This window comes from Solwaraspora sp. WMMB762 (assembly GCF_049179115.1).
Lineage (GTDB): Bacteria > Actinomycetota > Actinomycetes > Mycobacteriales > Micromonosporaceae > Micromonospora_E.
This window is the reverse complement of sequence record NZ_JBMHMD010000001.1, coordinates 1382828-1394854: the sequence shown is the minus strand read 5'-3', so window position 1 is coordinate 1394854 and position 12027 is coordinate 1382828. Positions and strand designations below refer to the sequence as shown.

Below are 12027 nucleotides of genomic sequence, written 5' to 3'. Positions count from 1 at the left end.
CCACTACCGGTGGACGCCCGCCGTGTGCCGCAGCAGGGCCTGGGCATGGACGAGGGAGAACCGTTGGGTGCCCCGGCCGAGTTCGTCCCAGGGCTTACGCCACCGCATCCGCCGGGCGACGTCCCAGGCGGTGGTTTCCCCGTCGGTCCCGGCCAGAGCGCTGACGGTGGCGACCTCGTCACGGTGGAAGGCCGCCAGCTCGTCGGCGCGGGCCGCGACGTCGCGGTACGGAAACTGGTGGGCCGGGCAGGCGATCGTCGCGCCGAGGTCGCGGACGCGCTCCAGCGTCCGGAACAGGTCCGCCGCCGGGTCGTCGTCGGCGCGGCTGACAATCGCGAGCTGGGTGGGGCCCTCGGGCATCATCGTGTCGCCGGTGAAGACCGAGCCGCGGGTGTCGAAGTAGACGGTGTGCCCGTAGGTGTGCCCCGGGGCTGGCACGGCGCGAATGGTCACGTCGCCGAACCGGAACTCGGTCTCGTCGGCCACAGCCAGGTCGATCCGCAGGTCCTCGTGGTGCGCGGTGACCGCGATCGCGTCGGCGTACATCGCCTCGACGACGTCGGGCGGGGCACCGGTCGTGGTGAGGGCGGTCCGCAGCTGGGTGAGGAAGCCGCCCCTGCCCCGGTGCATGGTGGCGAAGTCGTCGGCCTGCCCCATGACCACCGAGGCACCGGACAGCGCCCGGACCCGGGCGGCGAAGCCGATGTGGTCCGGGTGGTTGTGGGTGAGCAGGACGGTGGAGATCGTCTCGATCCGGTGGCCGATCGCGGCGACCGATTCGGTGAACGACTGCCAGCAGCTCGGGTGGTCGTAGCCGGCGTCGATCAGAACGGCACCGTCACCGGTGTCGACCAGGAAGACGGTGACGTAGCGCAGTGCGCTGCCGCGCAGCGGGACCGGGATCGCCCAGACGCCGTCGGTGACCTCGGTCGGAGCGGGTATCTGCCGGGCGTGATAGCTGGCGGCATGCGTGTCGTTCACGGGTCTGGACATCGTCAGACGCCTCCCTTACTGTGGAAACAACAACATACCGGATGGTCGGAATTTAACTCAAGGAGTCCGATGAGCGACGAGCGGACCGGCTTCCGGCTCTGGGCAGCCGCCGAGCCGGACCTGTGCGCGATCGTGACTGCCGACGATCGGCAGATCTCCTACGGCGAGCTGTACGCCGAGGTGAACCGGATCTCGCACGGCCTGCGCACCCGTGCGGGCCTGCGTGCCGGTGACACGGTCGCGGCGGTGATGACCAACAGTGCCGGCATGGTCGCGCTCTACCTGGCCGCGATGCAGTCAGGGCTCTACCTGGTGACGCTCAACTACCACCTGACCGAGCCGGAGATCGCCTACATCCTCGCCGACAGCGGCGCCAAGGTGGTCGTCTGTTCCGGGCGGGTGGAGCCGGTCGTCGCAGCCGCGGCCGCCGTCGGCGTGCCCGGGATCCAGGTGTACGTCGACGGAGTCCCCACCACCGATCGCGTTCGTCCGTTGTCGCAGCTCACCGACGGTATGTCGACGGTCAGCCCGGAGCAGACCCCGGCCGGGTCGCTGATGATGTACACCTCGGGCACCACCGGCCGCCCGAAGGGGGTGAAGCGGCCCCTGGCCGGAGTCGACGCCGACACCGGTGCGTCGACCTACCGGTGGTTGTTCCAGGAGTTCGGGATGGAACGTCCCGCGTTCGGGTCCTGGCTCGTCTCGGCTCCGCTGTACCACTCGGCGAACATCACTCCCGCGATGGGTGCCCTGCACGCCGGCGGCACGATGGTGCTGATGGACGGCTGGACGCCGGAGGGTTTCCTGCGCCGGGTCCACGAGCGGCGGGTCACCGGGACCAGCATGGTGCCGACCCACTTCTACCGGCTGCTGCAACTGCCCCAGGGCGTTCGCGACAGCTACGACATTTCCTCGCTGCGCTACGTCCTGCACGGCGCCGCGCCGTGCCCGCGCGAGGTCAAGCAGCGCATCCTCGACTGGTTCGGCCCGGTGGTCTACGAGTACTACGGCTCGACCGAGGTCGGCACCACCATCGCCCGTCCGCACGAGTGGCTCGCCCACCCGGGCACGGTCGGTCGTCCGGCCTCCATCTCGACGCTGCGGATCCTCGACGAGGCCGGCAACGAGGTGCCGGCCGGCCAGACCGGCATCGTGTACATGCGTCAGGGTTCCGACCGGGTCGAGTACCACAACGACCCCGGCAAGACCGACGGCGCCCGCCGCGACGGGCTGATGACCGTCTGGGACGTCGGCCACGTCGACGCCGACGGCTTCCTGTACATCACCGGCCGGGCGGCCGAACTGATCCTGGTCGGCGGGGTCAACGTCTACCCGGCCGAGATCGAGGCCGCGTTGCTCGGCCACGACTGGATCGCCGACGCCGGGGTCGTCGGCGTACCCGATCCGGAGTTCGGCGAGGTGCCGCAGGCCCACGTCGTGCTGACCGAGAGCGCGCCCGACGCCGAGACGGCGCTCGCGCAGATCCGCACCTACCTCGCCGAACGGCTGGCCAAGCCGAAACGTCCGCATTCGTACGTCGTCCGCGCGGCGTTGCCTCGCGACCCCAACGGCAAGCTCTACAAGGCGCGGCTCACCCGTGCCCCGGAGGTGTCGGCGTGACCACGACGTGTGAGGTGTCCGACGACAGGGGAGCCCGGCATGGACTTCGATGACAGCGACAGCGACCTCGCGTTCCGGCGCGAGGCCGGCAGTTGGCTCGACCAGGCGCTGCGCGACGTGCCCGATCAGGAGGAGCTGTCCCAGAGCGAGCGTGAGCACTGGTCACGGGTCTGGCAGGAGCGACTCTGCGCCGGCAACTGGGCCGGGTTGTCCTGGCCGGTCGAGCACGGCGGTCGGGGAATGGACTCGTTGGCGCAGGCGATCTTCAACGAGGAGGCGGCGGTCCGGGGCGCGCCGTACCCGCTCAACGGTGTCGGCATGATGCTGGCCGGCCCGACGATCATCGCGCACGGCGGCGACGAGCAGCAGGCCCGGTACCTGCCGGGCATCCTGCGCGGCGAGGAGTACTGGTGCCAGGGCTTCAGTGAGCCCGGCTCCGGCTCCGACCTGGCGAGTCTGCGTACCGCCGCGACCCGGGTCGACGGCGGCTGGCTGATCAACGGCACCAAGATCTGGACCTCCAACGCGCACAACGCCTCCCGGTGTCTGCTGCTGGCGCGGACCGACCCCGAGGAGACCCGGCACCGGGGCATCACCTACTTCCTGGCCCCGATGGACCGGTTCACCGTCCGACCACTGGTGATGATCAACGGGGACACCGAGTTCAACGAGATGTTCCTCGACGACGTGTTCGTCCCCGATTCCGACGTGCTCGGCGGGGTCGGCAACGGCTGGAAGGTCGCGCTCACCACGCTCGCCTTCGAACGCGGCAGCATGGCGCTGAACCTGTGGGTGTGGGCCCGCCAGGCGGTGGACCGGGTCGTCGATCTGGCGATCGCGCGGGGACTGGCTGACGACAGCGCCGTCGTCGACACGATCGGCGCGTTGCAGTGCGACGCCGAGGCGGTCCGGATCGGGTCGATGCGGATGCTGGCGGAGAGCCGTGCCGGTGGCATCCCCGGCCCGGAGACGTCGGCGCTGAAGAGCCTGTGGGCCGGCGTGGTGCAGAACGCGAACCGGCTCGCGGTGCAGCTCGACGACGCCGGCGGAGTGCTTCTCGACGGTGCCGGCGCCGCCGCCCGGATGCACCGCTACCTGCGTGCCCGCGCCCACACGATCGAGGGCGGCACGGAGGAAGTCCAGAAGTCGATTCTCGCGGAGCGGGTGCTTGACCTGCCCCGTTCACGTTGAGCGGAGTGGCCGCGTGCACGCGACATTCACCCAGGAACAGCAGGAGATCGGCGGGACCGTCGCGGCCCTCGCCAAGGCGCAGGCCGGCGCGGCGCGGGCCGCGCTGTCAGCCGGTTGGCGGCCCTGCGCCGCCGACGGACCGCTGCTGCGCGACTTCGGCCTGCTCGGCGTGCCGGAGTCGGCCGGCGGTGTCGGGTCGGCTCTGATCGACCTGCTCGTCGCCGTAGAGGTGCTCGGTGAGCACCTGGTCCCGAGTCGGTTCGCGGCTCACGCGGGTGCCGTACAGCTGCTCTGCGGCGACGACCGACGGTCGGTGCCGCTGCCCGACGAGATCCTCGACGGCCGCCGGGTGCTCGCTCCGGCGGTCGACGTGCCGTCCACGCCTGGTTGGCCGGACCGGTCGGTGCCGGATCCGCTGGTGCGGACCCTGGTGCCGTACGCCGCTCAGGCGGACGGGTTCGTCGTCGCCGGTCCCGACGGGGTCTGGGTCGCCGACGCTGCCGCACTCGTCGAGCGGTCCGGGGTCACCGAGCGGCGGTCGTTCGACCCGTCGGTACCGCTGTCGGACGTGTCGCTGTCCACACCGCAGCGGGTCGACCCGGTCGGCACCGGGTTGTGGCGGGCGACCCTGGTGGTCGCCGCCGAGCTGTGCGGCGTCGCGCAGGGCGCGATCGAGTTGGCCGCCGAGCAGGCCCGTACCCGGATGCAGTTCGGCCGGGTGATCGGGTCGTTCCAGGGGGTCGCGTTCCAGCTGGCCGAGGCCGCCACCGCGCGCAAGGCGGCGTGGGACCTGACGCTCTACGCCGCCTGGGCGGTCGACAACCGCCGCCCGGACGCTGGCATCCAGGTGCACGCGGCGAAGGCGGCGGCGGGCAAGGCCGCGGTCTTTGCCGCTGAGCGGGGGATCCAGGTGCACGGCGGGATGGGCATCACCATGGAAGCGGATCCGCATCTGTTCCTGCGTCGGGCGTTGGTGCTCGACGCCCGGGCCGGCCGTGGCCGGTGGCACCGGCACCGGGCCGGCGCGCTACGGATCGAGGCGCGCCGGACGGGCCCGGGACACCCTACGGACTAAGGCGCTGACCTGCGCAGACCTTGCAGTGCCAGTAACGCAGCGGTAACATACCGGCTGGTCGGAATAAACGAGGAGTGGTCGTGAAGTTCGGAATCATGAACCTGTTCCCGGTGGCCGACGGGGCATCGGACCATCAGGTGCTACGAGAGACTCTCGACGAGATCCAGCTGGCCGACGAACTCGGCTTCGACTCGATCTGGCTGGCCGAGCACCACTTCTCGAAGTACGGCATCCTCGGCAGCCCGGTCAACTTCGGCATGGCCGTCGCCGAGCGGACCAGGCGGATCACGATCGGCACCGCCGTGCTGGTGCTTCCACTGCATCACCCGCTGCGGCTGGCCGAGGACATCGCGGCGCTCGACGTGCTCAGCGGTGGTCGGGTGACCATCGGGGTCGGCCGCGGCTACCAGCCGGCCGAGTTCGCCGGCTTCGGGATCGCTCTGGCCGAGTCGAAGCAGCGCTACCAGGAGACCCTGGACGTGCTGCGGTTGGCGCTGACCCAGGAAAAGTTCTCCTACCACGGCGAGATCTACCACTTCGACGACGTCACGACCTACCCCCGGCCGTTCACCCCCGGTGGTCCGCCGATCCTGCAGGGCACGGTCTCCCCGGACAGCTTCCGGGAGCGCGGCGCGGTCGGCGAGCCGATCATCACCTCACCGAACTTCACGCCGTTGGGCATCATGCAGAAGAACTTCAGCCTCTACCGGCAGAGCATGCAGGCCAACGGGTTCGACATCGCCACCTACGAACTGCCCTTCATGCAACAGGTGTGGTGCGGCGACGGCGAGGACGGCCTGCGCGAGGCCGCCCGGGCCGCGATGAACTACTACAAGTCCGTCGGGAAGGTGATCCCGGGTTCGGAGGAGGCGATCGAGCAGGAGCGGTCCTACTACGCGGCGGTCGCCAAGAACATCGAACTGCTGACTCTGGAGCAGACCCTGACCCACGGTGGCAACTTCGGCTCGGCGCAGCGCGTCATCGAGACCATCGAGATGCTGCGCGAGCAGCTCGGCATCAACCACTACATCGGTTGGCTGCGGATCCCGTCGCTCGACCGGCGGAGCGCGCTGAAGTCCATGGAGGAGTTCGCCACCAAGGTGATCCCGCACTTCCGCGCGGCGGACCAGGCGGGCGGCCGGACCGACGGCCACGACCGGGCCGATGACGTCTTGACGACCTCCGCCAGCCAGGCGGTCATCGGATGAGGGTCAGCTGTTTCCTCAGTGCCCAGTTCGATCCGTCGACCAGCGCCTCCGACGGTATCGACCAGGTACTGGACCAGGCCGCCGCCGCCGAGGCGGCCGGCTTCCACGCCGTCTACCTCGGCCACCACTTCCTCGCCAAGTCGGCGTTCGTCCAACCGGTGCCGCTGGCCGGCTACCTCGCCCGGGCGACCACCCGGGTACGCATCGGCTTCGGGGTGCTGCTCGCACCGCTGCTGAACCCGGTCGCGCTCGCCGAGGACCTCGCCTCCCTCGACGTGCTCTGCCGGGGACGGTTGACCGTGGGCATCGGCGCCGGCTACCGCAAGCGGGAGACCGCCGCGTTCGGCGTGGAGTGGACCGACCGGCTGCGCCGACTACGCGAGTACGTCCCGATCCTGCGGTCGCTGTGGAACGGCGAGACGATCGACATCGCCGGCAGCTGGGGCGAGGTCCCCGGCGCGTCGCTGGCGCTGCGGCCGGTGCAGCCCGGCGGCCCTCCGCTGTGGATCGGCGCGTTCGCCGAGCCGGCGGTCCGCCGCGCCGCTCGACTGGACGCGCCGTGGCTCATCGGTCCCAAGGGCACCGACGCGGAGCTCGCCCGGCTGCTCGGCGTCTACCGGGGCGAACTCGCTGACCGCGGCTTTTCTTTCGACCGTGAGTATCCGATGAGCCGGGAGGCGTTCATCGGCGACAGCTACCCCGCCGCGGTCAAGGCCGTCCGACCGCACCTGCAGCGTCAGTACGCCGGATACCGGTCCTGGGACGACGCCCAGTCCCTGGACATCGACCGGTACCTGGCGCAGGACTGCCTGGTCGGCTCGGCGGACGAGATCGTCGACAAGCTGCGACGCTGGGAGGCTGAACTCGGCATCACCGAGGTCTCGCTGCGGCACCAGTTCGTCGGCGCCAGCCAGGCCGAGGCGATGGAGCAACTGGCCCGCTTCGGCGCGGAGGTCGTCCCCCGACTCGCCGGGTCACGCCCCGCGTCGCCATCCGCGCCGGAGGTCGCCCGATGAGCACCGACCACGTGAGCACGCCGTCCGACGCCGACAATCTGGCCCGGGTCCTGGAACGCCGCCGCGCCGACCGTGCCGGCGTCGTCGGCCTGTACGGCGAGGACGGCCGGTCGTGGACGTTCGACGAAATCGACCTGCTCGCCGGTGGGGTGGCGGTCGCCTTGCGGGACGAAGGCGTGGGCGCCGGCGACCGGGTCGCCTGCTACCTGACCAACGGCCCGGACATTGTCTTCTTCCTTTTCGGCTGCTGGAAGATCGGCGCGGTCCCGGTCACCGTCAGCAGTCTGTACAACGCGGCCGAACTCGCCGAGTCGCTGGCCAAGACCAGCCCTCGGCTGCTGCTCGTAGACGGGCGCAGCCCGGACGTGATCGCCGAACTCGCCAGCACCGGCACCGGAGTCCCGATCCGCCGCGTCGCGCAGCCGGATGTCGAGCAGCTGCAGTGGCGTCGGCAGGTCCGGCTGCCGGCGGTCGACGTCGACCCGCAGGCCGAGGCCTGCGTGCTGTTCACCGGCGGGACGACCGGCCGGCCGAAGGCGGTCAGCGTCACCCACGGCGGGACCCGTGACTCGCTGATGCGGCTGGCCCGCGTCGCCACCGGCACCGACGCCGAAGGCACCGCTACGGCGGCGGCCAGGCCGAACCTCATCGCCCTGCCGCTGTTCCACAGCGGCGGTCAGCACTCGCTGCTGTTCGCGTTCTTCGTCGGGCGTCCGGCGGTGGTCTGGGAGAGGTTCGGCGTCGACCGGCTCGCCGACCTGATGGACCGGTTCCGGTTCGACAATTTCTTCTTCCTGCCCACGATGGTCTACGACATCGTGCACGCCGAACGGGACCTGCCATTCGACGGGGTCAAGTCCGTCCTGGTGGCCGGCCAGGCCATCTCGTGGTCGCTGCGCCGCGCCTTCGAGGAGCGGTACCGGGTGCCGATCCTGGTCAACTACGGATCGACCGAGGCCGGGCACATCGCCGGCTGGACCGGCCGGGACATGAAGGCCGGCCGCTGGAAGCCCGGCTCCGCCGGGCGGGTCTACCCGGGGGTGGAGTTGGAGATCCGGGACGAGACCGGTGCCGCCCTGCCGGGCGGCCGGCAGGGCGAGGTGGTGGTCCGCTCCGAGCTGACCAGGGGCTACGTCGACGACGACGCCGCCTCCCGTGAGCTGGTCCGGGACGGGTGGGTGCACACCGGTGACATCGGCTACGTCGACGACGACGGGGTGCTGTTCCTGGTCGGCCGGAAACGAGACATGATCAAATGCGGTGGTTTCCAGGTCTGGCCCGAGGAGATCGAGGACGAGCTGCGCAAGCATCCGCTGGTCAGCGACGTGCGGGTGCTCGGGCGGCCGGACGACCGGCTCGGCGAGATTCCGGTCGCGCTCGTGGTGCGCAGGCCGGACGACGCGGTGACCGACGGCGAACTCTCCCAGCGCCTCGTCGCGTACGCCCGGGACCGGCTCGCCCACTTCAAGACGCCCCGACGGATCGAGTTCGTCGCCGCGCTGGAACGCAGCGCCACCGGCAAGATCAGCCGAGCCACGCCGGCCACGACGCCGGCAGGTGCGACGCAGGCAGGTGCGTCCGGATGAAGTTCGGCATCATGGCCTCGCACCAGTATCCGCACGGCGACGACCTCGGCGCGCACCTGGCCGACCTGTTCGGCACCGTCGAACTCGCCGCGGAACTGGGCTACGACTCGGTCTGGACGATCAACCATTTCCAGTCGAACCTGGCCACCCCGCAACCGATCTCCATGCTGGCCAGCCTCATCCCGCGCTCCGGCGACATGCTGCTGGGCACCGGCATTCTGCTGCTGCCGATGTTCCACCCCGTACACATCGCGGAGGAGTTCGCGACCCTCGACCACCTCTCCGGCGGACGGGTGGTCCTCGGCGTCGGTGCCGGCTACCGGGACAATGAGCTCGCCGCCTTCGGGATCGACCCGCAGACCCGGTTCCGGCGCTTCGACGAGAGCATCCGGCTGATCCGCGCGCTGTGGACCGGGCAAACGGTCACCCAGGACGGCGAGTTCTACCCGCAGACCGACGCGACGATCGGCGTCGCGCCGCTGACCCCGGGCGGTCCGCCGATCTGGATCGGCGCCGGCGGCCGGAAGGCGGTCCGCCGGGCCGCCCGTCTCGGCGACGCCTGGTACGCGCCGGGCAACTCACCGAGCCGGCGGTTCCTGCCCGAACATCGGGCCGTCTACGAGGAGGCGTTGGCCGAGTACGGCCGGGACCCGACGACGGTGCAGCGCCCGGTCGGGGTCGAGCTGTACTGCGCGCCGAGCACCGAGCAGGCCGTCAACGAGGCGCTGCCGCACGCCCGGCGGGAGTACGCCACCTACGCCGAGTATCCGGCGCTGCGCTGGCAGCGGGACCGCTTCGACGAACTGGTCCGCAACACGCTGCTGCTGGGCTCACCGGACTTCCTCATCGAGCGGATCTCCGCCCTGCGGGAGCTGGGGTTCGACCACGTCATCTTCCGCCCCGGGTGGCTCGGCATGCCGACCGGGAAACTGCGCGCCTCGCTGCGGCTGTTCGCCGCCGAGGTGATGCCCGCCTTCCATACCAGCTGACCTAAGGAACCCGCCGTGAAGAAGACCGAAGCCGAACTCCTGGAACACCAGTGGGACGTCGAGAACATGGAGGTCGACCCCGAGGTCCTGGCGAAGTACGTCCGGTACGACGTCGACGAGCAGCGGTCGGTCGCCACCATCACCTTCGACCGTCCCGAGCGGCTCAACGCCATTCCGGTGGCCGCCTTCGAACGCGTCGGCGACCTGGTCCGGACGGCCGAGACCGACGACCGGGTCAAGGTCATCGTGTTCAAGGGCGAAGGTGAACACTTCGGCACCGGCGCCGACGCCGCCGAACTCGGGCACTACATCGGCTACCGGACCGGCACCGACAAGTCATCGCGGCGGCGGCCGGCGCAGCGGCAACGCATCCTGCCCGACCGCAACGTGCTCAGCTCCGGATTCACCCGCCCGATCATCGAGTCGCTCAAGGCGACCATCTGCCAGGTGCAGGGGTACTGCTACGGCGGCCACTTCCAGATCGCGCTGTCGGCTGACATCGTCATCGCCAGCCCCGACGCCCGGTTCACCCATCCGGCGTTCCGTTACCTCGGTCCCGCCCCACAGGACATGTACCACTGGATCGAGAAGGTCGGCCTGACCACGATGAAGGACGTCATGCTGACCATGCGGGCTATCGGTGCCGAGGAGGGCGAACGCAAGGGCCTGGTCACCAAGGTCGTCGAGCGTGACGAACTGCAGCGGTGGGTCGACGACTACGCCGACGCGATCGCGGTCATGCCGCTGGACTCGCTGATGATGGGCAAGTCGATGATGCAGTTGGTCATGGAGGCCCGGGGCAAGGGCCTCGGCGCGATGACCGGCTGGGTCGGGCACGGTTGGGCGACCAACGTGAGCTTCGACGAAGGGGACTGGAACTTCCTCAAGGAACGCCGGGAGAAGGGCGTCGGCCAGGCGCTGGCCGACCGGGACCGGCTGGTCGCACCGTACTTCCGGCTCAGCGACACCCGGTCGCGTGAGAAGTAGGCGCAACCGTGAAGTTCGGCATTCTCCTCGACCACCAGTACGACCTCGGCGACGACCTGCACCGGCGGATCGGTGAGACGGTCGAGTACGTCCAGCACATCCGCGACCTGGGCTACGACTCGGTGTTCGGCATCCACCACTACCTGTCGTCGCTGGCCACACCCCAGCCGATGCCGCTGCTGAGCCGGCTCGTCGAGCACTCCGGCAGCATGCAGATCGGCACCGGCATCCTCATCCTGCCCCTCGGACATCCGGTGCACTGGGCAGAGGAGATCGCCACCATCGACCAGATGTCCGGTGGTCGGTTCGTCCTGGGCATCGGCTCCGGCTACCGCGACGCTGAGTTCGCCTCGTTCGGCATCGACCGGCGTACCCGGGTGTCGCGGATGAACGAGGCGCTGTCGGTGATGCAGCGGTTGTGGACCGGTGAGCCCGTCCACCACGAGGGGCGGCACTTCACCCTCGACGGGGTGCGGTGCAGCGTACTACCGCGGCAACGGCCGCACCCGCCGATCTGGGTCGGTGCCAACGGCCCGACCGGCATCGCCCGGATCGCCCGTCAGGGACTGCCGTGGCTCGCCCCGTCCAACGTGCGGCGCAACTGGGCGATCGGAAACCTGACCGAGTACCGGGAACAGCGCCGGGCGGCTGGGTTCGACGACGAGGACGCGGTGTTCCCGATCCACCGGGACCTGTGCGTCGCGGACTCCGCCGACGCCGCGCACGCGATCGCCGGCGACGCGGTCCGGCGGTCCTACGGCGAGTACGTCCAGTACGGCATGGACTACTTCGAGTCCCAGTGGGAGGCGATCAAGGAGAAGGCGCTCTTCTTCGGCTCTCCCGACGACATCGCCGCGAAGGTCTCCGACTTCGCCGCCGCCGGGTTCAACCACTTCGTCTTCCGTGCCCAGTGGCTCGGACTGCCGATCGAGCGGTCCGTGGAGATTGTCGAACGGTTCGCCCACGAGGTGATGCCGAGGTTCCGGCGATGAGGATCGGCCACGTTATCGTTCCGGCCGGGGACCTGGCCGCCCAGGCCGACTTCTACACCCGGCTCGGACTGACGGTGCGGTTCCGCGACGGTGACCGGTATGTCGCGCTCACCGACGGGACGGTGACCATCGGCCTGGCCGACGGATCGCAGCAGCCCGTCGCCGGCCGCACCCTGCTCAGCGTCGAGGTCGACGACCTGGACAGCTGCGTCGCCGAGTTGACCGCGGCCGGTGCGTCCGTCGGCGAGCCCGTGTCGGGCCCGCACGAGCGGCGGTCGGTGGTCGTCGACCCGGGCGGCGTCCCAGTCGTCGTCTACGAACGACGGACCTGACCGGCGAGGCGGTGCCGGCCCGGTGGGTGCAATCTGGT

General features: G+C 70.2%; 11 protein-coding genes. 10 read left to right on the top strand and 1 reads right to left on the bottom strand.

The genetic code is table 11. The annotated features are described in order from the left end of the window. Positions 1–3 precede the first annotated feature (3 nt). On the bottom strand, positions 4–993 hold the full coding sequence (locus tag ACN27J_RS06310) for an MBL fold metallo-hydrolase (RefSeq protein ID WP_421364436.1): 990 nt from the start codon (positions 991–993) through the stop codon (positions 4–6). A gap of 69 nt (positions 994–1062) precedes the next feature. On the opposite strand from ACN27J_RS06310, the gene ACN27J_RS06305 reads away from it, so the two are divergent. The 10 genes from ACN27J_RS06305 (at position 1063) to ACN27J_RS06260 (ending at position 11989) form a co-directional block, all read left to right on the top strand. Further along, positions 1063–2613, top strand: a complete 1551-nt coding sequence (locus ACN27J_RS06305; RefSeq protein WP_421364435.1) for an AMP-binding protein — start codon at positions 1063–1065, stop codon at positions 2611–2613. 39 nt (positions 2614–2652) lie between these two features. Beyond that, positions 2653–3804 (top strand): acyl-CoA dehydrogenase family protein, encoded by a 1152-nt coding sequence (locus ACN27J_RS06300; RefSeq protein WP_421364433.1) that lies wholly within the window; start codon positions 2653–2655, stop codon positions 3802–3804. A gap of 13 nt (positions 3805–3817) precedes the next feature. Next, a complete protein-coding gene (locus ACN27J_RS06295; protein ID WP_421364432.1) occupies positions 3818–4879 on the top strand; it encodes an acyl-CoA dehydrogenase family protein in 1062 nt (353 codons plus the stop codon). Positions 4880–4959: 80 nt separating this feature from the next. After that, on the top strand, positions 4960–6087 hold the full coding sequence (locus tag ACN27J_RS06290) for an LLM class flavin-dependent oxidoreductase (protein ID WP_421364430.1): 1128 nt from the start codon (positions 4960–4962) through the stop codon (positions 6085–6087). After that, positions 6084–7103, top strand: coding sequence for an LLM class flavin-dependent oxidoreductase (locus ACN27J_RS06285; RefSeq protein WP_421364428.1), 1020 nt, complete (start codon positions 6084–6086; stop codon positions 7101–7103). Before ACN27J_RS06290 ends, ACN27J_RS06285 begins: the two co-directional genes overlap by 4 nt. Then, positions 7100–8689: a class I adenylate-forming enzyme family protein gene (locus tag ACN27J_RS06280; RefSeq protein ID WP_421364426.1), complete on the top strand. Its 1590-nt coding sequence runs from the start codon at positions 7100–7102 to the stop codon at positions 8687–8689. The genes ACN27J_RS06285 and ACN27J_RS06280 overlap by 4 nt, the downstream gene beginning before the upstream one ends. Next, a complete protein-coding gene (locus ACN27J_RS06275) occupies positions 8686–9678 on the top strand; it encodes an LLM class flavin-dependent oxidoreductase (RefSeq protein WP_421364424.1) in 993 nt (330 codons plus the stop codon). Before ACN27J_RS06280 ends, ACN27J_RS06275 begins: the two co-directional genes overlap by 4 nt. A gap of 15 nt (positions 9679–9693) precedes the next feature. Further along, positions 9694–10665, top strand: coding sequence for an enoyl-CoA hydratase/isomerase family protein (locus ACN27J_RS06270; RefSeq protein ID WP_421364422.1), 972 nt, complete (start codon positions 9694–9696; stop codon positions 10663–10665). 8 nt (positions 10666–10673) lie between these two features. Then, positions 10674–11657 (top strand): LLM class flavin-dependent oxidoreductase, encoded by a 984-nt coding sequence (locus ACN27J_RS06265; RefSeq protein WP_421364420.1) that lies wholly within the window; start codon positions 10674–10676, stop codon positions 11655–11657. Continuing rightward, complete coding sequence (locus ACN27J_RS06260; protein ID WP_421364419.1) at positions 11654–11989, top strand: VOC family protein; 336 nt, start codon at positions 11654–11656, stop codon at positions 11987–11989. Before ACN27J_RS06265 ends, ACN27J_RS06260 begins: the two co-directional genes overlap by 4 nt. The last annotated feature ends 38 nt before the right edge of the window (positions 11990–12027 follow it).

Coding starts and splice junctions, on each gene's coding strand:
- ACN27J_RS06260 (WP_421364419.1), top strand. CDS start 11,654: ATGAGGATCGGCCACGTTATCGTTCCGGCCGGGGACCTGGCCGCCCAG.
- ACN27J_RS06275 (WP_421364424.1), top strand. CDS start 8,686: ATGAAGTTCGGCATCATGGCCTCGCACCAGTATCCGCACGGCGACGAC.
- ACN27J_RS06300 (WP_421364433.1), top strand. CDS start 2,653: ATGGACTTCGATGACAGCGACAGCGACCTCGCGTTCCGGCGCGAGGCC.
- ACN27J_RS06285 (WP_421364428.1), top strand. CDS start 6,084: ATGAGGGTCAGCTGTTTCCTCAGTGCCCAGTTCGATCCGTCGACCAGC.
- ACN27J_RS06280 (WP_421364426.1), top strand. CDS start 7,100: ATGAGCACCGACCACGTGAGCACGCCGTCCGACGCCGACAATCTGGCC.
- ACN27J_RS06310 (WP_421364436.1), bottom strand. CDS start 993: ATGTCCAGACCCGTGAACGACACGCATGCCGCCAGCTATCACGCCCGG.
- ACN27J_RS06305 (WP_421364435.1), top strand. CDS start 1,063: ATGAGCGACGAGCGGACCGGCTTCCGGCTCTGGGCAGCCGCCGAGCCG.